Here is a 26,446-nt window from a genome sequence, read left to right as displayed (position 1 = left end):
ATGACGCAACGATCTTTTCCCTGGAAAGAGGCCAAAGCCATGGCGCACGATTTGGAACAGCTGAGGACCCATTGGCGGGCATGGCTCGAAACCAATTGTCCAGATGAAATGCGGGATGGACCGGCGTCCGAGGCCGATATCTGCTGGGGAGGTGCGAATTGGCAGTTCGCCAGCGAGGCACAGGAGGTGTGGCTGCGCCGATGTGCCAGTGTCGGAATCACGGTGCCAACCTGGCCCAAGGAATACGGCGGTGCGGGATTGACCCGGGACGAGGAAAAGATCCTGCACCAGGAGATGAAGCGCATCAACGCCCGTACACCTTTGCAAAGCTTTGGCATCTGGATGCTTGGGCCCGCGTTGTTGGCGTTCGGCAGCGACGCCCAGAAACGGGAGATCCTGCCGCCGATTGCGCGCGGAGAGATCCGGTGGTGTCAGGGGTACTCCGAACCCGGCGCAGGGTCTGATCTGGCCGGTGTTCAGACCCGGGCCGACGATTGTGACGATCATTGGGTGGTCAACGGACAAAAGATCTGGACGTCCTATGCGGACAAGGCCGACTGGATTTTTGCGCTGGTGCGCACCGACCCCGACGCCCCCAAACACAAGGGAATCTCCTTTGTTCTGATCGATATGCACAGCACGGGCGTGTCGACACGGCCCATTCAGCTGATTTCCGGGGCTTCGCCATTTTGCGAGACGTTTTTTGACAACGTACAGGTGCCCAAAACCCAGGTCATCGGACAAATCAACCGGGGCTGGGATGTGGCCAAATATCTTTTGACCCATGAACGCGAGATGATCAGCGCAGGTGGTGCCCTGATGGGCGGTGGTCGCGCCTTGGGTGCGGTGCTGGCAGACAGCGAAACCGGCAACAGTGACCCGATCCTGCGGGCAGACGCCATGCGGGCCGAGATCGATGGGCTGGCCTTTGGATTGACGTTGGAACGTTACAAGGACCAGGTCGAAGCAGGAGGCAGCGTCGGGGACGCGTCAGCGATGTTGAAATATGCGGGAACCGAGCTGAACAAACGCCGTCAGGAGCTGATCATGGGGGCCGAAGGATCTGCAGCGCTGGAGTGGGAGGCGGGGCTGCCGGGGTCCTGGCTGCGCTCCAAGGCCAATTCAATCGAAGGCGGCACCTCTGAGGTGATGTTGGGCATTATTGCAAAGCGTATTTTGGGGCTGCCAGGGTGAGACATGGTTAAACTTGTTGAAACTACCGACGAAATTCTGCTGGCTGACACGGCGCGCGGATTTCTGGATCGGGCGGCACCAATTGCGCATTTGCGCGGATTGCGGGACGCAGGACAGGTCGGGGATGACGCGCTCTGGGGTGAAATGGTGGCCATGGGGTGGGCAGGTGTTCTGGTTCCCGAGGCCAAGGGCGGTTCGGACATGGGCCACGCCGCCGCCGGAATTCTGGCCCGTGAAATGGGCCGGACGCTGGCGACCAGCCCATTTCTGAGCACCGCCGTCATCGCGGCAACAGCCCTGCGACAGGGCATGAACAGCCGGTCTGGTGATCGACTGAACCAGATTGCCTCAGGGCAATTGCGCTATGCGATTGCGCTGGATGAAACGTCGAAATTCGCACCGACAATGGCAGAAATGCAAGCCCGCCGGGAAGGCAATGGCTTTCGCCTGAGCGGCACAAAACGGTTTGTGGTGGATGGAGCCCAGGCGGATCGACTGCTGGTGCTGGCCCGGACAGATGACGGGTTGACGGTGTTCGACCTGCCCGCAGATCGCGCAGGCATCACCCGCCATGTGACGCCAGCGATTGACAGTCGGGATGTGGCCCGGATCGATTTGGCCGATGTGGCCGCCACCGGAGACGATGTGCTGGGCAAGGTCGGCGACGCCATGGCTGTTCTGGCACCGGCTTTGCAGGCCGGGCAGGCGGCTTTGGCCGCTGAATTGTCGGGGCTGACCAGTGGTGCTTTTGGCAGGACGGTTGGCTATCTCAAAGAGAGAAAACAATTCGGGGTGCCGATCGGTGCCTTTCAGACGTTGCAACATCGGGCCGCGCATCTGTGGTGTGAGACCGAAATCACCGCAGCGGCCGTTCTGAATGCCGGACGTCTGTTGGACACGACACCGGATCAGGCCGAACTGGCAGTGTCCCTGGCCAAGGCCCGCGCAACAGCCACTGCGCAGCTGGCGGTGCAGGAAGGTGTGCAGATGCACGGCGGGATCGGAATGACCGACGCGTTTGACATGGGATTCTTTATGAAGCGGGCCCGGGTCGCTGCCGAATGGTTGGGAGACTACGGATACCATGCGGCGATTGTCGCCAGACATCGCGGGTTTTGAAGGGACGGGACATGACACCTGAAATCTTATTTTCTCTCACGGGCAAGACGGCCCTGATCACCGGGGGGGCCTCGGGGATTGGGCGCATGGCCGCCGAAGCGATGGTGCGGGCCGGGGCGCATGTCTTGATTGCGTCGCGCAAAGGCGATGCCTGCGCTGCTGTTGCCAGCGATCTGAACGCCCTGGATGCGCCGGGATCTGCCGAGGGATTTGCCGGTGATATCGGGTCTGAGGCCGGGATAGATGCCTTGGTGAACGAAGTTGGACGCCGTGTTGCCCGATTGGATATTCTCATGAACAATTCCGGCGTCACCTGGGGTGCGCCACTGGGTCAGTTTCCCTATCAAGCTTGGGAAAAGGTCATGTCCGTGAATATGGCTGGTGTCTTTGACCTGACCCAGAAATTGCTCCCCATGCTGGTGCAATCTGCAACGCAACGCGATCCGGCGCGTGTGATCAACGTGGGATCGGTCATGGGGGAAATCCCCATGGGCGACGGTGCTTACAGCTATTCCGCCTCCAAAGCGGCGGTCATTCACATGTCAAAAATCCTGGCCAAGGAACTTGCAGGGCATCATGTGACCGTCAATGCCTTGGCACCGGGCCCGTTCGTGTCACGCATGACCGCTTTTGCTACGGGGGACGCCGACAAACGTGACAAAGTCGGACAGGATGTGCCGTTGGGTCGCGTTGGTGCGCCCGAAGACATTGCCGGCTGTGTGCTGTTCCTGGCTGGCCAGGGTGGGGCCTATGTAACAGGGGCGGTTATTCCTGTGTCCGGTGGAATAAACGTCATGTCGGGGCAAAATATCTTTGCCAGCGCTATCGATTAGCGTTCGGGTGCTCTCGCTTGAACAATATGAAAACACACGAACAAGAGTTTGATATGTCATTGCAAAAATGGACCAGATCCGAAGACCACCTGCCTAAGAATCTGCGCGGTCTGCGGTTGCCGCTCATTGGGTCGCCGCTGTTCATAATTTCAGTTCCTGATCTGGTTATCGCGCAGTGCAAGGCGGGGATTGTAGGGTCATTCCCGGCGTTGAATGCACGCGAGAGTGAAGGTGAGCCGCCGCTGCTGGACGCCTGGCTGCAACAAATTACAGAGGCACTGGATCGCCACAATCAGGACAATCCTGACAGGCCTGCCGCGCCGTTTGCAGTCAACCAGATCGTACATCGGTCAAACAGCCGACTTGAGCGCGACTTGGAGATTTGTGCCAAGTGGAAGGTTCCCATTTGGATCACCTCGCTGGGTGCTCGGGTTGACGTCAACGAGGCCGCCCATTCCTGTGGTGGTGTTGTTCTGCATGACGTGATCAACAATACCTTTGCCCAAAAGGCAATTTCCAAGGGAGCCGATGGATTGGTGGCCGTTGCGGCTGGGGCTGGCGGGCATGCAGGGGCGCAGTCGCCGTTTGCCCTGATCCGTGAAATTCGCAGTTGGTTTGACGGCCCCCTGGCCCTGTCGGGAGCCATTGCCAGCGGCGAGGCCTTGTTGGCAGCGCGGGCATTGGGCGCGGACTTTGGTTATGCCGGGTCACCGTTTATTGCAACACATGAGGCCAATGCCCAAGAGAAATACAAACAGATGATCGTCGATAGCAGCGCCGAAGATATTGTATATTCATCACTGTTTACAGGTGTTTGGGGTAACTATCTAAAGTCTTCGATCGTACAGGCAGGGATGGATCCCAACAACCTTCCATCGGCAGATCCCACGTCGATGAATTTCGCGCAGGGGTCATCCAAACCGAAGGCCTGGAAAGAAATATGGGGGTCGGGCCAGGGCATTGGCGACGTCAATGCGGTGACATCCGTCGAAGAATTGGTCGATCGTATTGATCGTGAATACCGGGCTGCGGGTCACAGGCTGGCGGCTGAGTTCCCGATCTGATGCGACATTTTTTGGGCACCTGGACCCGAAAGTGAGTTGAATACGAGGCGGCGCTGAGAAAAGGATGGATGTGATGAGTGAAGACGCACAAACGCTCGATGTGGCGGCAGTCAGCCGGTATCTCGAAACACATTTTCCGGGTTTTTCGGGCCCCTTGCAGGTCCGGAAGTTTTCCAATGGGCAATCCAATCCCACCTTTCAGCTGATCACGCCGGATCAAACATTGGTATTGCGTCGCAAACCCCCGGGAACATTGTTGAAATCCGCCCATGCCGTGGATCGCGAATTTCGCGTGCAACGGGCGCTGGCCGACACCGACGTTCCTGTGGCACGCATGCATTTGCTGTGCGAAGACCCAGATGTGATCGGATCGACGTTCTATGTGATGGAGCATATCGACGGGCGCAATTTCCTGGATCCGACCATGCCGACGGTCGATGCGCAAACCCGCAGCGGTGTCGTGGACCAGATGAACACGGTTCTGGCTGCCTTGCATATGGTGGATGTCGACGCCGTCGGTCTTGGGGATTATGGGCCGCCCGGGAACTATCTGGAACGTCAGCTGGGCCGGTGGACCAAACAATACCGGGCCTCTGAGACCACAAAAATCACAGAGATGGATGATCTGATCGCGGCATTGGAACAGGCATTGCCACCCGATGATGGACAGCGCACGCTGGTTCATGGGGATTATCGGATCGACAATATGATCTTTGATCGAACCGGGACCAAATGTCTGGCGGTGCTGGATTGGGAACTGTCGACCATCGGCCATCCTTATGCCGATCTCGCGTCGGTCATCATGCAATGGCAATTGCCACCCGGCGAAGAGGGACGGGGCCTTGCGGGTGTTGACCGTGCCGCGCTGGGTCTTCCATCTGATCAGGCGTTTATCGAAGCCTATTGCCGCCGGCGCGGGCTGTCCGAAATTCAGTATTTCAACGTATTTCTGTCGTTCAGCTTTTTCAGAATGGCGGCGATTATCCAGGGTGTCCTGAAACGGGCATTGGACGGCAATGCGTCCAACCCCGAACGCGCCATGCAATTGGGTCAATTTGTGCCTTTGTTTGCCCGACACGGGGTGCAGGCCCTGCGGGGCTGAGCCTCTAGATGATCCAAGGACACATGTGATGAGCGGATCTGAGTTTCCCCCCGATGATGACCCCCAGGGGGCCAAGGACAGGAACTTTGTCACGGCGTTGGCGCGTGGGCTGGATGTGCTGCGCTGTTACCGACGTGGTGAAGTTCTGCTGAGCAATACCGATTTTGCCGACCGGACAGGTCTGCCCAAAGCCACGGTTTCACGTCTCACACACACGCTGTGTCAGCTCGACTATCTGGTGTTGGAGACGGCGACCGGGTCGTATCGGTTGGGGGCAGGGGTCTTGCAACTTGGGTTTGGCGTGCTGGCCAGTATCGATATCTGCGACCGGGCTGGTTCGGTGCTCAGAGATCTGCGCAATGGGCCCAATTCCTATATCACAGCAGCCCTAGGCGAAGCCTTTCGCGACGAGGCGATTTACCTCGGTGTGTATCGATCTCGTGAAAACGTGTCGCTTTCGATGCATGTCGGATCCCGGCTGCCGCTGTTCTTTTCGGCAATGGGGCGGGCGATCTTGGTTGGCTCCACCGATGAACAGCGCCAGACTGCATTTGAATCGGCTGATCTGGTTGACCCTGAAAACAAACAGTTACGGCAACAAGCTTATGAAGCTGCCCGTTCTGAATTCGATACGCATGGATATTGTTCCAGCTATGGCGAATGGCGCCATGACGTCAATGCCATCGCAGTTCCGGTGCACTCTTTGACCGGCTCACGGGTGTTTGGATTGAACGTCGGCGGGCCGTCCTTTCACGTCAAACCCAAAGAGTTGCAAGGCTATTATGCAGGTGCGCTGAGGGAGGCGGCCGGGTTACTGAGCTTGCGACCCTGAACGCCTTGAGACGATCGTATCCTGTGGAACTGCGTAGTACTACGTATCGCTAAACGCTCGACGTGTCGGGCACCTGTGCGCATATTGTTGACCAAGAATTTAGAAACAAGGACACCGGACATGACCAAACAAGCATGGCTAACGCGCAAACAACACGAACATGGCGTTGTCGAGCTTGAGTTGGGGCGGGCTCCAGTCAACGCGCTGAGCCCCCAGTTTCTGATGGATTTTGCCGATGAAATGGTCGCTCTGGGCAATGATGACGGGGTACGTGCCATCGTATTGTCGAGCCCGTTCAAGGTATTTTCCGCCGGGCTGGACCTGAAAGAAGCGCAGTCGTTTGACCGGGCGCAGCAAAATGACATCGTAAAGGGGCTGAACTTCGGGTTTCTGGCCCAATATGCCTGCCCCAAACCGGTTGTTGCGGCCGTGGGCGGGGCCGCCATTGCGGGAGGTCTGTTCTATGTGCTGGCCAGCGATTTCAGGGTCGCAGGGCCGCGGGCGTCATTTGGATTGGCCGAAGTCCGGGTGGGTGCAGATTTCCCGGTGGGACCGTTTGAAATTGCGCGGGCGACCCTGGACAGCAACACCCAACGTCGCCTGATGCTGACCGGTCAACCAATCGGTGCCCAGGACGCCCAGCGGGCCGGAGTGGTCGATGTCGTCACCGACGAAACCGGGGATGTTATGTCTTGCGCTCTCGGACATGCGCAAACCTTGGGTCAATTGCCACCAAAAACATATGCCTCGATCAAACGCCAACTGCGCGGTGCCACGATCGCCTGTATCGAGGCTGCCATGGCGGCCGGGGGCAATGATCCTGAAGACGGATGGTTTACGGATGAAACCGTCTCTGCAATGCAGCGGATGATCGGATGACTTGCAGCATCAAAGCCATAAAAGAAAGCAGGATCGCATGAGCAGCTTGGATCACACCCGGTTGAACCGCATTGCCAACTGGATGCAACGCTATGTCGATGAACGAAAATATGCCGGCAGCTCGGTTCTGATCCGCCAGCATGGCCAGGATGTCTATTTCCACGCATCCGGTCAACGCAATATCGAAGAAGACCTGCCGTTTGACCGGGACACTTTGGTTCGGATCTATTCTATGACCAAACCTGTGACATCGGTTGCGGTCATGATGCTGGCTGAACAGGGGGCGTTTCATCTGGACGCGCCCGTGACCGAATTCATTCCTGCCTTTACGGACATGCAGGCGCTGGTGCCTGGTGCAGAGCACATTGACCAGACCGAACCCAGCCCCGCACCAACCCTGCATCAGCTTATGACCCACACATCCGGGCTGAGCTATCCGTTCAACCCGGGCGTTCTGGCGGCGGCGATGGAACAGGATGACATATTGTTCAAGCCTGATCAGGGATCGCTTGCGATCATGGCGGACAAGGTCGCGACCTATCCATTGGCGTTCAAACCCGGGTGCCAATGGGAATATTCGGTCGCCACGGATATTCTGGGACGTGTGGTCGAAGTCGTTTCGGGCCAACCATTGGGAGAATTCTTCGACCGTGAAATTCTGGCACCTTTGGGCATGACACAGACCGGTTTTCAGGTGCCCAAAGGGGCAGGGGATCGGTTTGCCTCTCTTTATACTCCTTTGGCCGGGGATGCGATGGCGCTGAACTCAGCCGCAACAGGTGGCGAAACACTACGATTGGTGGATGATTACCATGGGTCCCCCTTTGCGACGGCGGACATGCATTCGGGCGGAGGCGGTCTGATCAGCTGTCTGGACGATTACATGCGCTTTGCGGAAATGCTGCGTTTGGGAGGTGCCACCCCAGAGGGACACCTGTTGTCACCCAGCACAGTCGATTTCATGACACGCAATCATCTGACGGGTGACATCGCGTCACTGGGCCCCAAAAGCTTTGCCGAACAGCCGATGGAAGGCGTCGGATTTGGTCTGGGTGGGGCTGTCGTCTTGGACCCGGCCCGAATGCGGACGCCTGGATCCGTCGGAGATTTCAGCTGGGGTGGAATGGCATCCACCTTCTTTTGGATTGATCCTGTGACCCATATGTCAGTGGTTTTTTTCACCCAATTGTCGCCCTCCAGCTCTTATCCTTCGCGCTCCGAGCTCAAAGCTTTGGTTCACGGGGCATTGATTTGACAAAAGTATCAATGCATTAGATGGTATACATGATGCATGTTTGGATCTGAAACAAGGTGACGGTCGATGGATGATGGCGCGCAAGAGCTTTTGGATCTTCTGGATCTGGAACCTTTGGACAAGGATCTGTTTCGCGGTACCGGGGCAGGCGGCGAAACACCGACCCGGATTTACGGGGGGCAGGTTATCGCCCAGGCGCTGGCTGCGGCCTACCGCACTGTGCCAGATGATCGCCTGTGTCACAGCCTGCACGCCTATTTCATCCGACCCGGAAATCCCGCCAGCCCAGTGATCTATGACGTGGATCGGGCGCGGGACGGCGGCAGCTTTACCACACGGCGCGTGGTTGCGATTCAGAACGGCAAACAGATCCTGAATCTGTCATCCTCGTTCCATCTGCAAGAGGACGGCTGGACACACCAGCACCGGAAACCCCATGTCAAAGAACCAGATGGTCTGATGTCGCGCCAGACGTTTCACAAACAGCATCTGGATCGTATCCCGGAGATCTTTCACGCCGAAGTTCTGCGTCCAAGACCCTTTGAAATGAGGGAAATTTCCCCGCGGGACCCTGTATCGCCAGAACCGACCAGTGATGAAAATCACGTCTGGTTGCGGATGCTGGCAGCATCGGGGCAAACGCCGCAGATGCAGCATATTCTGTTGGCCTATGCATCGGATTTTGGTCTTTTGGGGTCTGCCTTGCGACCGCATGGATTGAACTGGTACCAACGCAAAACGATGACGGCCAGTTTGGACCATGCGATGTGGTTTCATGGGCCAATTGCGATGGAAAATTGGCATCTTTATTCGATGGATTCACCATTCGCAGGCGGTGCCCGGGGATTCAACCGCGGTAGCATCTACACACAGGACGGCACATTGGTTGCCAGTGTCGCGCAGGAAGGGTTAATGAGACCTATCTCATAAGGTATTGGAAATAGGTCATTTCCCAAACATCCTGTTCAGTTTTCGCATACCGCCGATCCAACGGTCATAGTCTTCGGACTTGGCCTGCATATACCCGCGCACTGATTTATGTGGCAGCACCAGGAATTCCTTGTTGGCAATTGCCAGTTCACAGGCTTCGGCAACCGTATCAGGTTCCAGCATTCCATCTATGGCAGCGACGCTGGTTTCGAACCCTTTGGTCATTTCGCTGCGCACAGCCTGAGGGCAGAGCACGGAAACACCAATGCCTTGGTCACCATAGGAAAAAGCCAACCATTCCGAGAGCCCGACCGACGCGTGTTTGGTGACGCCATATGGTGCTGCGCCGATCTGGTTTAACAATCCAGCAGCCGACGCCGTGTTCAACAGATACCCGCCGCCGTGTTCGATCATTCTGGGCACCACGTGGCGTGCCGCCCAAACTTGGGACATCACATTGATATTCCAAATCTTTTGCCATTCTGTGTCTGGCACTTCGACACCACCCAAAGTCAAAATCCCGGCGTTCGAACAAAACAGGTCAATCGGCCCAATTTGGCTTTCTGTGTCAGCCACGAGCGCGGCAATGTCTGTTTCAACCGAAACATCTACATGCTTCGCTGTACCGCCGAATTCAGCAGCAACCTTTGATGCACCAGAGTGATCAATATCCGCACACACCACATGTCGCGCGCCTGATGCAGCAAAGCGACGTGCAAGGGCAGCACCAATTCCGCTAGCGGCGCCTGTGACGACTATAGTCTTATTTTCAATGATCACGTCGCGCGGTCCTTGTTCGGTTGCTTTGGGATAGTATGAAATATCTAAAGTGATCCGGGTTTCCTGCCAATCCGCGTCTGTACGGAGTGACGGTACGGAAATAAAATTTAATTACATAATACAAATTATGAGATAAACTGGTGCAACCGCGGCACATTCTAAACTGGGAAGCGACTTTTCCTCTATCCTACTGGAAAGTCAGGAGAACAGTTTATGAAACGAACCGAGTTGAATCTAGCCGAACGGCGCAAAATCGAGGACCTTTTGCATAGGAAGGTAAAAGTCGCCGAGATTGCGCGCCAGATCAATCGCCACCGTGCGACTGTCTATCGTGAGATCAAACGCAATTTCTTCAAGGATGAAGAGTTGCCTCAGCTCAATGGCTATTACGGGATGCTTGCACAGAAATCGGCGGCTGATCGCCGTGCAAGACGTCGCAAACTGGTGCGAATTCCTGAACTCCGGGAAGCTGTGATAGGACGGCTCCAAGAAGGTTGGTCACCGGAACAGATTGCAGGGCGTCTAAAGCTTGAAGGTCATGCAACGACCGTCAGTCATGAGACGATTTACGCCTATGTCTACAGCCCAGACGGTCAATCACAGGCGTTGGCACGTTACCTTCCAGAACGGCGGAAGAAGCGAAAACCGCGCTATTCTCGCACACCTCGCGGCATGATGTTCCCACTTGAACGATCGATCCACAACAGGCCTGAGTACATAAAAGAACGTTCAACTTTTGGGGAGTGGGAAGGTGATCTTATGATTTTCCGGCGAGAGCACGGGAAAGCAAACGTCGCATCGTTGGTCGAACGGAAGACCCGCTTTGCAGTCTTGTTCCGCAACAATGATCGCAGTTCGAAACACTTCATGGCGAAACTCATGAACGTAATGGAACCCCTGCCCCAGATCGCGCGCCGGTCTATTACTTTTGATCGCGGAATTGAGTTCTCGGGATGGCGAAAGCTGGAATCAGGAATTGGAACGAGCGCCTGGTTCTGTGATCCGCAGGCCCCATGGCAAAAAGGCTCGGTTGAGAACCTGAACAAACGGGCTCGAAGGTATTTGCCACGCGATACCCCGATCGCGGCGCTCTCAAATCGCGACATGAAGGCGATTTGTGACCGCCTGAACGGAACACCAAGGAAATGTCTTGGGTGGCGAACACCAACAGAGGCATTCGCCGAAGAACTTAGAAAACTAGGATAGAGAAATGTCGCAACCTAACTTGAGTCCACACGACAGCACGCAACTCATATGGTATCTTCCTGTTATAAAACAATGCGTTACCTGATAGTGTTGGAGCACTCCTGATAGATGGTTGCCGCAAAAGATTGATGGACGATATTGGCTGCCCATACCTGCCCCAAACGCCAATGGCAGTTGGGGCTCACGCAACGCTTTCATGTTCACAGGAGCAAAGTTCTGGCCGGTCTGGTTCGGACGAGCTGTACATCCGCGTTGGCCATCACGCCCGGAATTAAACCTGTATTGGTCGTTTGGCGCATGGACACTGGGGCCGAACTGGACAAAAATCAAATGTTCAGGATATCTCTGTCCCGCGACATCAAAATGATACCTGTCGACTTGTGGAGGCCCACCGATGACCCTGCCCTTTGACGGTGCGATCAGCGCCTATTTTGAAACTGGTGCCCCCGATGACATTCGGGACATGATCCGATCCTCGGGGAAACGGGAAATTCTGTCCGACAGTTACCCTTATGACTCTTACATGAAAACAAAGGCATACGACGAAGAGATCGAGGCGCTTCAGATCGAGTTGGTCAAATTGCTGGCCTGGGTGAAGTCGACCGGTGCCCGGGTCGCCATTGTGTTCGAGGGGCGTGATGCCGCCGGCAAAGGCGGAACCATCAAACGGTTTCGCGAAAACCTGAATCCACGGGGTGCCCGTGTGGTGGCGCTGTCCAAACCGACCGAGGCCGAGCGCAGTCAGTGGTATTTTCAGCGCTATATCCAACAATTGCCCTCTGGGGGCGAAATCGTTTTCTTCGACCGATCCTGGTACAACCGTGGTGTGGTGGAAAAGGTGTTCGGCTTTTGCACGGATGAACAGCGCGAACAGTTTTTCCGCCAGGTCAACGGCTTTGAAAAAGCGCTGGTGGATGATGGTATTCACCTGTTCAAATTCTGGCTCAATGTCGGGCGCGCCGAACAGTTGCGCCGGTTCCTGAAACGGGAAAGCGACCCATTAAAGCAATGGAAACTGAGCGGGATTGATGTAAAGGGCCTGCCCTTGTGGGACGACTACAGTGACGCAATCAGCGAAACATTAACCCGCTCCCACAGCCGCGAAGCGGAATGGACCATCGTTCGGTCCGATGACAAGAAACGCGCCCGACTGGCGGCGATCCGCACCGTGCTGAACGCATTGGAGTATGACCGCAAGGATGCCGATGCAATTGGCAAGGTCGACACCGGTATCTGTGGCGGACCGGATGTGTGGAATGCCTAAGCGGGGGTACCATCACGGCAACCTGCGACAGGCGCTGATTGACGCGGCCTTGCGGCTGATCGAAATCAAGGGCCCTACCGGGTTTACCCTGTCCGAGGCCGCAAAACAGGCCGGCGTAACCCCGGCGGCCGTCTATCGCCATTTTGAAGGGCGCGAGGATCTGATCGCCGAAGCCGCGCGCCAGGGGTTTGTCATGTTTGCCGATCTGATGCAGCACGCCTATGACAAATATCAACCCTCGGCGCTGGGAGCGTTCGAGGCTACAGGTCGCGCCTATCTGGCCTTTGCCCGAAAATATCCAGGGCATTATATCGCCATGTTCGAAAGCGGGATTTCAGTCAACCGGACACCTGAATTGGCTGATGCCTCGGCCCGGGCACGCGGCATTCTGGAACGCGCCGCCACCGATCTGAGCCAGCACATCCCACCGGACAAGCGCCCGCCAGCGTCGATGTTCAGCGCTCATATCTGGGCGATGAGCCATGGGGTGGTCGAACTCTATGCCCGAAATTCACCGGGAACGGCTTCGCCGTTTTCGCCCGAGGATCTTCTGGAAACCGGGATCGGAATTTATCTGCGCGGATTGGGATTGATCAAACCGGATTGACCCGGCCCCCGTCCCGGTTCGCGAGCCAGGCCCCTGCCCGGTTTGTCGGGCGTTCGATCACCACATAGGTCATTGTCGAAAGCAGCAAAGTGACCGCATAGATGGCCAGAAAATCGACGAACCCGGACCCTGTATTGATCCCGGCGCTGTGAAACAGGGCGATGACCAGCGGATGTGCCAGATAGATGCTATAGCTGATCGAACCGATAAACAGCATCACAGGGGCTGCCAATACCCGGGTCAGGGCCGGAACTCTGGTGGTGGAGGCTGTGACGAGCAAAACAGCCGTGGCCAGCCCTATGATCTCGCCACGGCCTGTGAATTTGAATGACACGGCCAACGCAAACATCCCGATTGCACCCCAGGCCAGTGTTGTCATGCCCGCGCTGACATGATCGCCCAATCGATTCCGCAGCACATAGGTAAATGCCCCAACAAAGAACCAATGCCCGCTGGCAACCGGGGACCATTTGACCGCCATCGAGGTGCCCAGAAACGCTTTGCTGAGATAGGATAATACACCGGTCAGGACGGCCAGAACAAAAACCGCCCCGAACACTCGCGACAGAGTTTTGGCAAAGCCCAAAAACACCGGCAACATCACATACCAGAAGATTTCAACCGGAATGGTCCATTCCACGCCCAGCACCGAATTGGCAACACGGTAGTCGAGATAGCTGAGCAAGCTGAGATGCATCACCAAGTTATAGACATCCGGTGAGGCTTCCAGATCCGTCATCCAATTGGACACATCGACGCCGGACCGGGCCGAAACTAACCCGGCGCAAATCATCACCCAATATAACGGCACAATCCGAAACAACCGCCGGATCAGATAAGGACGATACCCGGTCGCATCGGTAAATGTTTTGGCCACTGTAAAGCCGGAGATGACAAAGAAAACATCCACCCCGTATTTACCCGCACTATTGACCACGCCACCAAAGTCGCTCAGCGACGCCAAAGCGCCCGTGTGCATGATCACGACCATTGTGGCGGCAATGGCGCGCAATCCGGTGATGAAATCCGTGTCGCCATAGGTTCTGATAATCACCGTCGTCGCCCCATCCGGATTCTTAGGTCGCTGTATTCCGGGGTTTCATACCATGCCCCAAAGGACAGGAAAACCGCCCGCCTGTCCGGTTTCCTTTCGCGCGCTCAGCCCCTATTGTCCGCTTTGACATCCCTCACATGACCCAAGCAAACATCATGAAAATCAGCATCATCATCCCATCGCGTGAACGGGCGTTCTATTTGAAATCGTCGATCCAGACCGTGCTGGATATTGACGATCCGAATATCGAACTGATTGTGGCCGACAACGCTTCGACCGATGGCACCGACGCCGTCGTCGCCGGTTTTGACGATTCACGTCTGACTTATCTGCCATCAGATGCCCGCGTCTCAATGCGCGAGAATTTCAATAGGTCCATTCTGGCCAGTTCGGGTGATTATGTGATCGTCTTTGGGGATGATGACGCCATTCTTCCGGGGCAGTTCCCTGCCCTGCGTCGTCTGCTGGACCAGCACCGGCCCGACGGGATGAGCTGGATCAAGGCCACCTATGGCTGGCCCATCGAAGGCTTTGGGGACAAGACCGGCGGCATCCGGTTCTACAGGGACAACAGCTTTGGCGCGCCAAAGATCTATGATCCGCATGACGACATCGACACATTGATGCGGTGCCAGTTGGGGCAGCTGAACCCGACGCCGAACATCTATCATGGCTGCGTATCTCGTGCCTATCTGAACCGCAGCCAACCCAGCCCGGGCGTGTTTTTTGACAGCACCATTCCAGATGTGAATTTCCAGTTTCGCAGCACCTATGTGGGGGGAAAGTTCCTTTCTGTTGCGCATCCGTTCACCATCAACGGCTATGGTCCGGCCAGCACCGGTGGCGCGCATTCTGGCCCCAAAAAAGGGTCCGCCAGCGAAAAAATCGGGCACAGCTTTGCTGCGGAGAACCGCGCCGATCCGTATGACGATATCATTGATCACGCGTTGACTGTGCATCTGGTCTATTTTTCGACCCTGGAAACTCTGCGGGACCGCAGTGGATTTAGCGATCCCTGCCCAAGTTACGAGGATTGGTATCAATTTTCGCTGAACGCCACTCAGACCAAACCCGAAGAGACTGCCCGCATTCTTGATATTCTGCGCACCCATGCCGAACGTACTGGCACAGACGCAGCGCTGGCAGCGGCGCAACAGATGCCGCCCCGCGCCAAACGCACGCTGGCCGAACGCTGGGATCGGATCAAATCCCAGCTCCGTTCGTTCCGCCTGTCCGCAGAAATCAACGGAGAGAACACCGTGCATACGGCGGCGATGGTGATGGACCAGGTTCTGGGTCAGGATCTGGACGCGATCCTGCAGGGAACGCAAAACCAATCCGGCGCCTGGGCTGCTGCCAAACGCCGGTCAAAAGACTTCAAGCGGGAATTATGACACCCGTTTGAGGAAACCGTCGTGGGCAACAGTAATCTGCAGCTTGTCTGGGATATCCTTGTCGATCTCGAATTCCGGGTGGGTCTTTAGATAATCCCAGACGGCGGTTTTCGGGTTGTCCCCTTTGCCCCAAGGGCGGTTGGGATAGGCGTCTTCGGCCATGTCTTCGATCAGCGTGTCGAACACGACGCAATAGCTGCCCACTGATGTCAATGGCGCATAGGCTTCCAGTTCGGCACGGACGTGATCATGGGTGTGATTGCTGTCCAGACACACCAGGATACGGTTGTAATCCTTGGCAAAATCATGAACCTGCTGGATGATGGCATCGTCGATCGACGACCCTTCGATCATTTCGATGCGTGAACGCATTGGGTGGGCGTCCATCGCTGCGCGATTGTGGGCACGAATGTCCACGTCCACGCCCAGAACCTTGCGCGCGGATTTGGCGGGATCCATCGTGGAGCCAGCTTCGATCGCGTCCACCATATCCATCATAGCCAGCATCGAGGCGGAAAAGATCAACGATCCGCCATGAGCAATACCCATTTCGACGATAAGATCCGGTTTGATCTCCCAGATCAGTTCCTGCATGGCCACGATGTCTTGCGGGTACTGAATGATCGGGCGATCCATCCAATGGTAGTTGTAAGAATACTCTGCCACCGCCGAGGCACGCAGAAAGTCGAGCCCCGGTTTGGTCAGTGCATCATTGCCCCGCATTTCTGCAATACGTTTGGGAATATCGGATTTAAAGTCGCTCATTTGCCCACCTCGACATATGTAAAAGCATTACCGGACATCTCTTTGATTTCCTTGGTATAGTTCGGGTTCATCACCAGTATTCGTGCCTCTGGTGACAGATTTGGAAGCAGCTCGTTTGGGGCACTGACGCGCAACCCGGTTCCGGCCAGAAACTTGCCCTGTTTGGCGGGGTTGATGTCGATGACACCCGCAACCGGACGGCCGGCCCGCGCGCGCAACATGGAAAAGATCAGCCCCTTGGACGCGCCCCCCCAGACCACATCCTGATCACTGCTGTTGGCGGCCGTCAGGCTATCGGTGAAGTCATCTGGAAAACTTACTGTGTTTTCATCGTCATAAACCGGCTTCTTTAATGTTGCCAAATCAGCAACGACATACAGATACTGACCGCCAAAACAATTTCCAGCCTCAACCACACGGCTAAAGATCTTGTAAAAATCGTCGAGCCGGAAATAATTCACGTGCTCGTAAAACAGATCGAACCACGCCCGATTGTCACAGATCCAATCCAGACAGGGGACCTCGATGTAAATCAGCCCCTGCCCGCCGTTCGCCTCGGCGAGCTGCATCAGAAAGTCGACCGGATTCTGGATGTGCTCCAAAACATGGCGCAACACCAACCCATCGCCGTTCATGCCAACGTCGGGCCCAAAGTAGAGTTTTTCGATCCGCGGGTCGTCCCCTTCATATGTCGGGTCAAACCCTGTGATGTCGGCACCGCGCTCGGCCAGCATTTCCAGAAACGTACCCTTGCCACAACCCACTTCGATCAATCGGTCGCCCATTGTGGCCCGAACCAGATCAGCAGCCCAATTCAGATGCGCCCTGAACGGAACCGAATTGCCCTGTTCATTCTGATAGGCCGCATCATAGACCATCAGGTCGGGATCAAAGGCCGCGTTATAGACCAGCCCGGTCTTCTGATCCTCGACAATCCGGATTTGACCACGGGGACAGGCGTGGGCTGCCTCCACAGTGTCATACATGCGGTTTTGAAAGATCGGAAAGTCCACTGCTTCATACAGCACGCGTTGGGTCATATCCTGGTCTCCGTATCGCGCAGACCGATCACACAGGGCGGATCGGTCAGATTGTCGGGGCGCGCGCCAAAATTCAACAGGTCACGGCGACCATAGTGATCCGCAATCTGTTCTGCCAGAGCGCGTACCGTGATCCCCTGCCCGCTGGCGATATTGGTGGCACCTGTCCGGTTGCTGAACGCATCCTCCAGCAACAGCGCCGCCGCATCATCCACATCCATGAAGTCACGCACCTGAGTGCCGCTGGTCAGATCCGCCCGTTCCCCGGCCTGCATCTGTTGATGCAGATAAGGCACCAGGCGACGGGGATCTTCGCCCTGACCATAAAGATAGAACAGCCGCGCCCACAGGAATTCGACCCCCTGCAACGGCAGGTATTGATTCAGTGTCACATAGGTTGACGCCTTGGCTGCTGCATAGGGTGTGACCGGGTTCAACTGGGTCGAGACGCTCAACTCTCCCGGTGCCAGATCATATTCAAAGCAGGTGCCGACCCCTACAAATTTTCGCACCCCCGCCAGCGCCGCGCCACGTGCCAGATTGAGCGTACCTGACAAACAATCGAGGTTCTTGTCCGAGGTCAGATATTTGCCCGGCTCCGCATACCACGCCACATGGATCACCATATCGACATCTTGACAGGATTCAGTCCACCACTCAACTTCTCGAGAAAAAACATCATTTGTTTCAATAATTTGCGCGCAATTTTTAATGTTATGGCCAGTGCGATTGACACAGACAACATCGGCACCTTGCGCCGCCAGCCCCCGCATCACGGCCTGCCCGACAAACCCGGTAGCTCCTGTGACCAGAACCCGTCCCACTACAGCACTTTCAGCTCAGGAACTGCGGTGACGAACTGTGTCCCCTGATCCGCAAGAGCCCGGTTCTGCTCCATGATTTCGGCACCTATGTTCCAAGGAAAAATCACCAGATAGTCGGGGCGTGCATCGGACAGCGCCCCTGGTGCCAGGATCGGCACATGACTTCCCGGCATCAGCATTCCCTGTTTGGACGGCGCAGCATCACATACAAAAGGCACCAGGTCAGGTTTGACACCTGCAAAATTCATCAACGTATTGCCCTTGGCCGCAGCACCATAGGCCGCAACAGATTTTCCCTCTGCCTTGGCCTGCAACAGAAAGCGCAGGAAATCATCCTTGACCCGTTCTGCCTTGGCCTGAAACGCGGTGTAATAGGCATCCGTATCCATACCCCGCGCGGCCTCTTCGGCCCGGACAGCCGCCACAGTCTGGGTTTCGACGTAGTCGGCGTCCGTTCGGCAGGCATAGATCCGCAGACTGCCCCCATGTGTCGCCAGCTCTTCGACGTCGAACACACGCAATCCCGCAGCCTGCATGACATGTTCGACTGCCATCAGCGACAGATACGAAAAATGTTCATGATACACCGTGTCGAACTGGTTGAATTCGACCAACCGCATCAGATGCGGGAACTCCAATGTCACCACACCCTGAGGTTTCAAGACAGCGCATAATCCGCGGGTAAAATCATTGATATCAGGGACATGCGCATAGACGTTATTGCCCAGAACCAAATCGGACCTTGGCAGATCCGGGGCCATCTTCTCGCCAAAAAACGTCTGAAGCACCGGAACCCCCAATGCTTCGGCGGCTTTGGCAGTGCTTTCAGTCGGTTCGACTCCCAAACAGGGAATACCCGAGGCAACAAAATTCCTGAGCAGATAGCCATCGTTGGACGCGACTTCGATCACATGGCTGGTCGCGTCCAGCCCAAGCCGTTCGGTGATCATCGCCACATAGCGCGAGGCATGATCCAGCCAACTGCGCGACATCGACGAAAAATAGGCATACTCGTCAGTAAACAACTGATCAGCGGCCGCAAAATCTTCGGTCTGCACCAGACGACAGTTTGGACAGGCCTTGATCCGCAAAGGAAAGGTCATTTCAGGTTGCGACAGACCCTGAGGCGCGACATAGGCGTTCGACGGGGGCGCAAACCCCAGATCCAGAAAATCCAGCGTCAACGGCGTGTCACAATGGCGGCAAGTCTGAGTCATAACGGCGCGCACTCCTGTAGCGCAGGCAAATTGCGATCCCGGTCCGACATGTTGCTGACCGCTAGCGGCCAATTGATGTTCAGGGCAGGATCCAGCGGATTGATGCCGCCTTCGTGCCCAGGGGCATAGGCGGTGGAATGAAGATATTGCAATTCGGTGTCAGGTTCCAAGGTCTGGAATCCATGGGCGAACCCTTTGGGTACATAGATGGCGTTCAACGCATCCTGGTCCAGAATGACGCTACAGCTTTGTCCGAACGTCGCCGAGCCAGCACGCAGGTCCACGATCACATCACAGGCCCGCCCACGCAGCGCCCGCACCACTTTGACTTCGGCCGCCGGTTCGCGTTGAAAATGCAGGCCGCGCAATGTGCCGCACTCCCGGCTCATCGACACGTTCATTTGCACCCATGTGGTATTCAACCCATGGGCATCAAATTCAGTGTCGCAATACATCCGGGCAAAAAAACCGCGATCATCCTCGCGCCGCTGCAGTTTGATTTCCCAGGCCCCGGACAGAGCAAGCGGGTCAAAGATCATGGCGCACCAAACTCTGCAATCTGGCGTCGTGTGATGACCAGCGGATCCTCGCCTTCATGCACGGCGCGGTACCAATCGACGGTCTTGTGCAACCCCTGCGCGAAATCCCAGCGCGGTGAATATCGCAGATCCGATCGCGCCTGTTCAATGCCCAGGCTCAGCAACCCGGCTTCGTGGCGCGCGTCGGGGTCGGATTTGTCCAACCATTGCCCCGGCCAATGTGCCAACGCACCCAGAACCAGATCGCCAACCGATTTCACATCCGCGGCCTCAGGGCCAAAATTATACGCGTTTACATAATGTTGTCGCTTGACCATATGTTCGGCCAACCGCAGATACCCCGACAATGGCTCCAATACATGTTGCCACGGACGGCGCGCGTGCGGGTTCCGCACCGCGACCGGTTTTCCGACGGACAAGGCCCGGATGATATCTGGCAGGAGCCTGTTTTCGGCCCAATCGCCACCACCGATGACATTGCCGGCTCGGGCGGATGCCAATTGAACCGGACGGTCCTTGAAGAATGACTTGCGATAACTCGAAATCACCAGCTCACAGGCGGCCTTGGATGCGGAATAAGGATCATGCCCCCCCAGCCGGTCGTCCTCACGATAGGGATGCATCCATTCGCGGTTCTCATAAACCTTGTCAGTTGTGATCATCACCGCGGCGCATAATTTGTCCAGCTGACGCAAGGCGTCCAGCATATGGGCCGTGCCCATGACATTGGTGTCCCAGGTCTCAAGCGGATCATCATAGGACGCCAATACCAACGGCTGCGCCGCCAGATGGAACACGACATCCGGCTGCACCTCTTTCACCCGCTCGCTCAGCACGACGGCATCGCGGATATCGCCAATCCGGTGATCCATCCGCTCGGCCAGTTGCAACTGTTCAAATAGGCTCGGCTCTGTGTCCGGCTCCAACGCCAGACCAAAGACCTCTGCCCCCAGCTCGCACAACCAAAGTGACAGCCAGCTCCCCTTGAATCCTGTGTGCCCCGTGACCAGAACCCGTTTTCCCGACCAGAAACTCATCCGCGCAGCGGCTCCCAGACCTTCCAGGGGGCTTTGTCCGTGGCCCACATCTCTTCCAACTGGGTCTTGTCGCGCAACGTGTCCATCGCCATCCAGAATCCCGTGTGTTTCCACAGGCTCAACTGACGATCCCGCGCCAAACTCTCCAACGGTGCCTTCTCAAAGATACAGGAGTCCCCATCCAACCGGTCAAAGATCGACGGTTCACACACCATGAACCCACCGTTGATCCACCGATTGTCACCCTGCGGTTTCTCCTGAAAAGACGTCACCCGATCACCTTCGATCCCCAAGGCGCCGAACCGTCCCGCTGGCTGAATAGCAGTCACGGTCGCCTCGGTGCGCTGTGCCCTGTGAAACGCCACCAGACCTTCGATATCGACATTGGAAACCCCATCGCCATATGTCAGGCAAAACGTGTCATCCAAATAGGGGGCAACGCGGGCAATACGTCCCCCGGTCTGGGTCAGTTCGCCGGTATCAATCAATGTGATTTTCCACGGTTCCGCGGCCTGATTGTGCACTTCCATTGAATTGTCGCTCAGATCAATGGTCACATCGGACATATGCAAAAAGTAATTCGCGAAATACTCCTTGATCATATACCCCTTGTATCCGCAACAAATCACGAACTCATTGATCCCGTGGTGGCCATACAGCTTCATGATGTGCCACAGAATGGGTCGCCCGCCGATTTCGATCATGGGTTTGGGACGCAAATGGGATTCTTCGCTGATCCGCGTCCCCAATCCTCCGGCAAGAATGACAGTCTTCAAAGGCCCATCCAATCGGTCTGATATATCTTGTTCTCTGGGTTACACCGATTGTTCAGGCGTCACAACCATTTGCCACCCCGGACAGCCGCGCAAGCCATGCATCGCGCACCGCTCTTTCCCGGGTGGAACCTGCTTCTTTCTGGTTCCAAATACCTCAGGGGGTTTGGGGGACAGCGTCCCCCGGGGCCTGCGTGGCCAGAACGCAGATGAACCGTATGCGCCATGGCGCCCCTTTTGAAAACGGACGCCGCACAAAAAAGGCCGCGCTGAATGGCGCGGCCTTTTCCAAAATCTCGAACTCGAAGATTAACGCTTGGAGAACTGGAAGCTCTTACGGGCTTTTGCCTTACCAAACTTCTTACGTTCCACAACGCGCGAGTCACGGGTCAGGAAGCCAGCAGCTTTCAGTGCGCCACGCAGCGACGGGTTGTACAGCTGCAGGGCTTTGGAGATGCCGTGCTTGACCGCACCGGCCTGACCGGTCAGGCCGCCACCTTTGACGGTTGCAAAGACGTCGAATTCGCCTTCGACACCGGCAACCTGGAATGGCTGGCGCAGGATCAACTGCAGAACCGGACGGGCAAAATACTTGTCCTGGTCCTTGCCGTTGACGATGACCTTGCCGGAACCCGGCTTGATCCAAACGCGTGCAACAGCGTCTTTACGCTTGCCTGTGGCATAGGAACGGCCCAGCTCGTCACGCACGGGTTCGCGCGAAACGATTTCTTCGGCCACTGCTTCGACGCCTGCGACGGCGCTCAGCTCTTCGAGAGTATTGATCTGATCAACCATCGGTCATTAGCTCCGCGTGTTCTTCTTGTTCATGGACTTGACGTCCAGAACTTCGGGGGCCTGGGCTTCATGCGGGTGCTGATCACCGGCATAAATACGCAGGTTGGTCATCTGCTGGCGCGCCAGACGGTTGCCGGGCAGCATGCGCTTGACAGCCTGCATGACAACACGCTCGGGATGAGCGCCGTCCAGGATCTGCTGTTTGGTGCGCGACTTGATCCCACCGGGGTGACCCGTGTGCCAGTAGAAGTGCTCTTCGCGCTTCTTGCCGGTCATCTGGATCTTTTCGGCGTTGATGATGATGACGTTGTCGCCCATATCCATATGCGGAGTGAACGACGCTTTATGCTTGCCACGCAGACGCATGGCCACAATCGACGCCAGACGGCCCAGAACAACGCCTTCGGCGTCGATCAGGATCCATTTCTTGTCGATATCTGCAGGTGTTGCAGAAAAGGTTTTCATGGCAGGTAAATCCTGTTTGACGTGAAGGACGGCCCGCCAGGCGAACCGTCCGAATTCGATGGACGGGGTTTACGGGGATCCCTTGGTCCAGTCAACACCAGTAAATCTATTTTAGTCAAACATTTTCAATAGGTTAGAAATTAGGTATTATAATACCCCATAAATCAGACGCTGATCTGCTCTGGCGGGTTGTCCAGCAACGCCCGCAGCCGCTGCATGGCATCTTCGAACACGGAAATCGGAACCTGACCATTGATCGCGATCCGCACTGCGTGGGGTGCGCGCCCGTCTCGGAGGGCAAATTCATCTGCCGACCGGATCTGCACCCCTTCGGCCTCAGCCGCCCGGGTGAACGCTGCTGCACGCCATCCCGGCGGTAGGTGCAGCCAGACAAATGGAACCTTTGCATCCCAAACCAGATCAAAGGCCCCCAGCATGTTGACGGCAACGCGCACATATTCTTCGATCACCGCCTGGACGTCCCGGGCCAACTGGCGGGTCCTGGGGTCGGTCAGCAGGACAAAAACCAGCTCCTTGAGCGGCTGCGCCAATCCAAAATACCCGTGTTCGGCAGTGCGCCGCAGATCCGGACCCTTGTCCTGTGGGGCAATTGCAAACCCAACGCGCAACGCGGGTGTCAATGTCTTGGAAATCGACGACACATGCCATCCACGTTCCGGGGCCAGCGCCCGATAACTGGGCGCGCGTGCCTCTCCGACGCGGTAACAATCATCCTCGACAATCTGCAGGTCCAACCGCCGCGCCACATCCACAATTTCCTTGCGTCGGGCCAGCGGTGTGTGGGCACCGGTCGGATTATGTACCTCGGGGGATGTGCAGACCACCTGCGCCCGGGTGCGGCGCGCCATCATCTCCAGCGATTCAGGAATGATCCCCTGTTCATCCATTTCAACACCCACCACCTGCGCGCGCAACAGATCAGCAGCACGCCGGAACCCGGCATAAGACAGGTCTTCGACCAAAACGACCGGATTGGGTCCATACAGAATGGTCTGCAAAGTAACCAGCAACCCATTCTGTCCCCCGTGGGTCAAAACCAGATCCCGATCGGTCAACGACCCCAGTGGCAAATCCGACAGCCAATCCACGGCTGCCTGACGGGTGGCCCGATACGCGCTGCGTGTCGGGTAGTTCAGAAAATCATGCGGATCTGTTGTTTCCGCGACCTTGACCAACGCTTCGCGCAGAGCAGACACTTGACCGACATCCGGCAATCGCGGGCTGAACAGGCTGACCATGTTGCCAGGTTTGCCGCCAGTCAAATCCAGCTGCCGTGCCCAGACATCATCCGGTGTTGGTTTGACCGGATCCGCCACAAAGGTCCCGCGGCCGACTTCGGCCTGCAACACGCCTTCTTCGGTCAGCACCGTATAGGCGCGCGCGACTGTGCCCGGCGTTATGCTGAGCCGATAGGCCAATTCACGTACCGGCGGCAGCTTGGCTCCGGTTTCCAATGCACCCTGATCAATCGCCTTGCGAATTGTATCCGATACAATCTTGTACTTAGGACCGCTCGCTTTTCCGAGCGTCTCCGGCCAAATTGTATCCATTACAATCCTTCCTTGGACGACATATGTGATTCATTGTATCAAATCTTTGTAGCAAATCTACAGGAATGTATCAATACAATTTACGGGACCACCAAGATGACCAACACTGCACACATAGCCTCCCCCCATATGGCTTACCTCAACAGCCGCCCTGCCCTGCCCGTTCTGGCGCAATGGGCCGTCGGTTTCGCAGTCCTGGTCACCAAATGGACCCTGCGCCAACGCACACGCAAACATCTGCGTCACCTGACGCCCGAACAGTTGCAGGACATCGGGCTGACCCGCGCCGAGGCACATTATCAAGCGACTCTTCCGTTCTGGCGCCCATGATCCCCGGGATAGCCAGAACCACCTGACGGCCGGGGGAAACCCCGGCCCTTTTTTTGCCTGTGGCAAGTTTTCCACAGCAAACCAAAGAATTTGCTTGATCGAATCCGGGATGCGCCATATCTGCGCCTCACTTTCGGTACCGATCCCAACCCTGAACTCTTATTCGGGGGGGCGCTAAGGGCCGGCTGGATTGTCATCTACTGGAACGAAGGGGAGTGTCATGAAGGACGCCAACCTCTTCCAACTGGGGATCGGTCTGGAGACAGGCGCCCAAGAGGAAGATACCACACGCAGTCTGACGGCTGCGAACATCGATGCTGTTGTAGAAGCAGATCGCGAAGATCACTTTATCCGTCGTGACGGCAAGATTTTTGCCGGAACCCACCTGATCATCGAAGTGATGAAGGGAACAGGCCTGGACTGCGAAACCCGCATCCAGCAGGCGTTCCGTGATTGCGTTGATGTTTGTGGTGCAACGCTGCTGCACATCCACACCCATAAATTCTCGCCTCAGGGCGTGTCTGGCGTGGCCGTTCTGGCCGAAAGCCACATCTCGGTGCACACATGGCCGGAAATCGGCTATGGCGCGTTTGACGTGTTCATGTGTGGCGATGCAGAACCATGGAAAGCTGTTGACGTGCTGAAGGCCGCTTTTGACACCGATCAGGTCGAAGTGCGTGAACTGCTGCGCGGAGAAGAGCTGATTGCCAAGGAAGTTGCGGCATGAGCGAAACCTGGATCACCGAAAAGCTGCACGCCCACTATGCGCAGTCCCTGCGTGTGGACGAGATGCTGTATGACAGCAAGACCGAACACCAACGCCTGAAGGTGTTCCAGAACGGCCAATTCGGCCGCATCCTGACGCTGGACGATGTGGTGCAAACCACCGAAGGCGACAACTTCATCTATCACGAGATGCTGACCCATGTGCCAATTCTGGCGCATGGCAATGCAAAACGTGTTTTGATCATTGGTGGCGGCGACGGCGGCATGGCCCGCGAGGCGCTGCGTCACCAGTCGGTCGAACACGTCACCATGGTCGAAATCGACGCTGGCGTGGTGGATTTCTCGAAAGAGTATCTGCCGATGCTCAGCCAAGGTGCCTTTGACGATCCGCGTTTGACACTGGTGATCAACGACGGCGCTGCGTTCATGCGTGACACGCAGGACAAGTTCGACGTGATCATCGTCGATTCAACCGACCCCATTGGCCCGGGCGAAGTGCTGTTCACAGACACCTTCTATGGCCACGCGGCCCGCGCCCTGACAGAAGAGGGCATCATCGTCACCCAGAACGGCGTGCCGTTCATGCAGGGCGACGAGCTGACCAACACCATGCGGGCCTTTCAGGCGCTGTTTTCTGATGCGTCCTGTTATATCGCGTCGATCCCCACCTATGCGGGTGGTCCGATGGCGTTTGGCTGGGGCAGCCATTCGGCCAAAGGGCGCGACGTGGATCTGGCCACCGTTCAGGCGCGTTTTGCCGCCGCCGGTTTCGAGTGCGACTATTACAACCCGGAAATCCACAAGGCTGCCTTTGCCCTGCCCGGGTATGTCAAAAAGCTGATCCCCTGATC

General features: G+C 56.5%; 28 protein-coding genes. 16 read left to right on the top strand and 12 right to left on the bottom strand.

Annotated elements, in window-relative coordinates; translation table 11 throughout:
* Positions 1 to 39: 39 nt before the first annotated feature.
* The 9 genes from QEZ52_RS11555 (at position 40) to QEZ52_RS11515 (ending at position 9,208) form a co-directional block, all read left to right on the top strand.
* Positions 40 to 1,194 (top strand): acyl-CoA dehydrogenase family protein, encoded by a 1,155-nt coding sequence (locus QEZ52_RS11555; protein WP_406644505.1) that lies wholly within the window; start codon positions 40 to 42, stop codon positions 1,192 to 1,194.
* A gap of 3 nt (positions 1,195 to 1,197) precedes the next feature.
* Positions 1,198 to 2,313 (top strand): acyl-CoA dehydrogenase family protein, encoded by a 1,116-nt coding sequence (locus tag QEZ52_RS11550; protein WP_406644504.1) that lies wholly within the window; start codon positions 1,198 to 1,200, stop codon positions 2,311 to 2,313.
* Positions 2,314 to 2,324: 11 nt separating this feature from the next.
* Complete coding sequence (locus QEZ52_RS11545; RefSeq protein ID WP_406644503.1) at positions 2,325 to 3,146, top strand: SDR family NAD(P)-dependent oxidoreductase; 822 nt, start codon at positions 2,325 to 2,327, stop codon at positions 3,144 to 3,146.
* Between the two features lie 53 nt (positions 3,147 to 3,199).
* Positions 3,200 to 4,210, top strand: a complete 1,011-nt coding sequence (locus QEZ52_RS11540) for an NAD(P)H-dependent flavin oxidoreductase (protein WP_406644502.1) — start codon at positions 3,200 to 3,202, stop codon at positions 4,208 to 4,210.
* A 73-nt stretch (positions 4,211 to 4,283) separates the two neighbouring features.
* Positions 4,284 to 5,312: a phosphotransferase family protein gene (locus tag QEZ52_RS11535; RefSeq protein WP_406644501.1), complete on the top strand. Its 1,029-nt coding sequence runs from the start codon at positions 4,284 to 4,286 to the stop codon at positions 5,310 to 5,312.
* Positions 5,313 to 5,340: 28 nt separating this feature from the next.
* Entirely contained in the window at positions 5,341 to 6,144 is an 804-nt protein-coding gene (locus QEZ52_RS11530; protein WP_406644500.1) for an IclR family transcriptional regulator, read from the top strand.
* A gap of 120 nt (positions 6,145 to 6,264) precedes the next feature.
* Entirely contained in the window at positions 6,265 to 7,023 is a 759-nt protein-coding gene (locus QEZ52_RS11525; RefSeq protein ID WP_406644499.1) for an enoyl-CoA hydratase/isomerase family protein, read from the top strand.
* A gap of 37 nt (positions 7,024 to 7,060) precedes the next feature.
* Positions 7,061 to 8,278 (top strand): serine hydrolase domain-containing protein, encoded by a 1,218-nt coding sequence (locus QEZ52_RS11520; protein WP_406644498.1) that lies wholly within the window; start codon positions 7,061 to 7,063, stop codon positions 8,276 to 8,278.
* 66 nt (positions 8,279 to 8,344) lie between these two features.
* Positions 8,345 to 9,208: an acyl-CoA thioesterase gene (locus tag QEZ52_RS11515; RefSeq protein ID WP_406644497.1), complete on the top strand. Its 864-nt coding sequence runs from the start codon at positions 8,345 to 8,347 to the stop codon at positions 9,206 to 9,208.
* Positions 9,209 to 9,223: 15 nt separating this feature from the next.
* Here the strand turns inward: QEZ52_RS11515 and QEZ52_RS11510 are convergent, their stop codons facing one another.
* Positions 9,224 to 9,988, bottom strand: coding sequence for an SDR family oxidoreductase (locus QEZ52_RS11510; RefSeq protein ID WP_406644496.1), 765 nt, complete (start codon positions 9,986 to 9,988; stop codon positions 9,224 to 9,226).
* Between the two features lie 213 nt (positions 9,989 to 10,201).
* Here QEZ52_RS11510 and QEZ52_RS11505 point away from each other — a divergent pair, with 213 nt between their 5' ends.
* From QEZ52_RS11505 to QEZ52_RS11495, 3 genes are all read left to right on the top strand, one after another.
* Positions 10,202 to 11,194 carry an IS30 family transposase gene (locus QEZ52_RS11505; protein WP_343211669.1) on the top strand — a complete coding sequence of 331 codons (993 nt, stop codon included), beginning with the start codon at positions 10,202 to 10,204 and terminating at the stop codon, positions 11,192 to 11,194.
* Positions 11,195 to 11,588: 394 nt separating this feature from the next.
* A complete protein-coding gene (ppk2, locus tag QEZ52_RS11500; protein ID WP_406644495.1) occupies positions 11,589 to 12,458 on the top strand; it encodes a polyphosphate kinase 2 in 870 nt (289 codons plus the stop codon).
* Positions 12,451 to 13,065 (top strand): TetR/AcrR family transcriptional regulator, encoded by a 615-nt coding sequence (locus QEZ52_RS11495; protein ID WP_406644494.1) that lies wholly within the window; start codon positions 12,451 to 12,453, stop codon positions 13,063 to 13,065. Before ppk2 ends, QEZ52_RS11495 begins: the two co-directional genes overlap by 8 nt.
* On the opposite strand, the gene QEZ52_RS11490 is transcribed toward QEZ52_RS11495, so the two are convergent.
* Complete coding sequence (locus tag QEZ52_RS11490; RefSeq protein ID WP_406644493.1) at positions 13,052 to 14,119, bottom strand: acyltransferase family protein; 1,068 nt, start codon at positions 14,117 to 14,119, stop codon at positions 13,052 to 13,054. The genes QEZ52_RS11495 and QEZ52_RS11490 overlap by 14 nt on opposite strands.
* A gap of 137 nt (positions 14,120 to 14,256) precedes the next feature.
* Between QEZ52_RS11490 and QEZ52_RS11485 the strand changes: the two genes are divergently transcribed.
* Positions 14,257 to 15,513, top strand: coding sequence for a glycosyltransferase family 2 protein (locus QEZ52_RS11485; RefSeq protein WP_406644492.1), 1,257 nt, complete (start codon positions 14,257 to 14,259; stop codon positions 15,511 to 15,513).
* Here QEZ52_RS11485 and QEZ52_RS11480 read toward each other — a convergent pair.
* From QEZ52_RS11480 to QEZ52_RS11435, 10 genes are all read right to left on the bottom strand, one after another.
* Positions 15,508 to 16,278 carry a cephalosporin hydroxylase family protein gene (locus tag QEZ52_RS11480; RefSeq protein ID WP_406644491.1) on the bottom strand — a complete coding sequence of 257 codons (771 nt, stop codon included), beginning with the start codon at positions 16,276 to 16,278 and terminating at the stop codon, positions 15,508 to 15,510. The two genes, QEZ52_RS11485 and QEZ52_RS11480, sit on opposite strands and share 6 nt — an antisense overlap.
* A complete protein-coding gene (locus tag QEZ52_RS11475) occupies positions 16,275 to 17,318 on the bottom strand; it encodes a methyltransferase domain-containing protein (RefSeq protein ID WP_406644490.1) in 1,044 nt (347 codons plus the stop codon). Before QEZ52_RS11475 ends, QEZ52_RS11480 begins: the two co-directional genes overlap by 4 nt.
* Positions 17,315 to 18,142, bottom strand: a complete 828-nt coding sequence (locus QEZ52_RS11470) for an NAD-dependent epimerase/dehydratase family protein (RefSeq protein WP_406644489.1) — start codon at positions 18,140 to 18,142, stop codon at positions 17,315 to 17,317. The genes QEZ52_RS11475 and QEZ52_RS11470 overlap by 4 nt, the downstream gene beginning before the upstream one ends.
* The gene (locus QEZ52_RS11465) at positions 18,142 to 19,359 is read right to left on the bottom strand and encodes a class I SAM-dependent methyltransferase (RefSeq protein WP_406644488.1); all 1,218 of its coding nucleotides are present in this window, start codon (positions 19,357 to 19,359) and stop codon (positions 18,142 to 18,144) included. The genes QEZ52_RS11470 and QEZ52_RS11465 overlap by 1 nt, the downstream gene beginning before the upstream one ends.
* Positions 19,356 to 19,898, bottom strand: a complete 543-nt coding sequence (gene rfbC / locus QEZ52_RS11460; protein ID WP_406644487.1) for a dTDP-4-dehydrorhamnose 3,5-epimerase — start codon at positions 19,896 to 19,898, stop codon at positions 19,356 to 19,358. Before rfbC ends, QEZ52_RS11465 begins: the two co-directional genes overlap by 4 nt.
* Positions 19,895 to 20,935, bottom strand: coding sequence for a CDP-glucose 4,6-dehydratase (gene rfbG, locus QEZ52_RS11455; protein ID WP_406644486.1), 1,041 nt, complete (start codon positions 20,933 to 20,935; stop codon positions 19,895 to 19,897). The genes rfbC and rfbG overlap by 4 nt, the downstream gene beginning before the upstream one ends.
* Positions 20,932 to 21,711, bottom strand: a complete 780-nt coding sequence (gene rfbF, locus QEZ52_RS11450; RefSeq protein WP_406644485.1) for a glucose-1-phosphate cytidylyltransferase — start codon at positions 21,709 to 21,711, stop codon at positions 20,932 to 20,934. The genes rfbG and rfbF overlap by 4 nt, the downstream gene beginning before the upstream one ends.
* A gap of 306 nt (positions 21,712 to 22,017) precedes the next feature.
* Positions 22,018 to 22,503: a 30S ribosomal protein S9 gene (gene rpsI, locus QEZ52_RS11445; protein ID WP_406644484.1), complete on the bottom strand. Its 486-nt coding sequence runs from the start codon at positions 22,501 to 22,503 to the stop codon at positions 22,018 to 22,020.
* A 6-nt stretch (positions 22,504 to 22,509) separates the two neighbouring features.
* Positions 22,510 to 22,968 (bottom strand): 50S ribosomal protein L13, encoded by a 459-nt coding sequence (gene rplM / locus QEZ52_RS11440; RefSeq protein WP_406644483.1) that lies wholly within the window; start codon positions 22,966 to 22,968, stop codon positions 22,510 to 22,512.
* 164 nt (positions 22,969 to 23,132) lie between these two features.
* Entirely contained in the window at positions 23,133 to 24,539 is a 1,407-nt protein-coding gene (locus tag QEZ52_RS11435) for a PLP-dependent aminotransferase family protein (protein WP_406644482.1), read from the bottom strand.
* A 96-nt stretch (positions 24,540 to 24,635) separates the two neighbouring features.
* On the opposite strand from QEZ52_RS11435, the gene QEZ52_RS11430 reads away from it, so the two are divergent.
* From QEZ52_RS11430 to speE, 3 genes are all read left to right on the top strand, one after another.
* On the top strand, positions 24,636 to 24,869 hold the full coding sequence (locus QEZ52_RS11430) for a DUF1127 domain-containing protein (RefSeq protein ID WP_406644481.1): 234 nt from the start codon (positions 24,636 to 24,638) through the stop codon (positions 24,867 to 24,869).
* Between the two features lie 220 nt (positions 24,870 to 25,089).
* A complete protein-coding gene (speD, locus tag QEZ52_RS11425) occupies positions 25,090 to 25,596 on the top strand; it encodes an adenosylmethionine decarboxylase (protein ID WP_406644480.1) in 507 nt (168 codons plus the stop codon).
* Positions 25,593 to 26,444 (top strand): polyamine aminopropyltransferase, encoded by an 852-nt coding sequence (speE, locus tag QEZ52_RS11420; protein WP_406644479.1) that lies wholly within the window; start codon positions 25,593 to 25,595, stop codon positions 26,442 to 26,444. The genes speD and speE overlap by 4 nt, the downstream gene beginning before the upstream one ends.
* Positions 26,445 to 26,446 lie beyond the last annotated feature (2 nt).

Origin of the sequence: Aliisedimentitalea scapharcae (assembly GCF_045277565.1) — a bacterium.
Lineage (GTDB): Bacteria > Pseudomonadota > Alphaproteobacteria > Rhodobacterales > Rhodobacteraceae > Aliisedimentitalea > Aliisedimentitalea scapharcae.
This window is presented reverse-complemented; position numbering and strand designations above follow the sequence as displayed.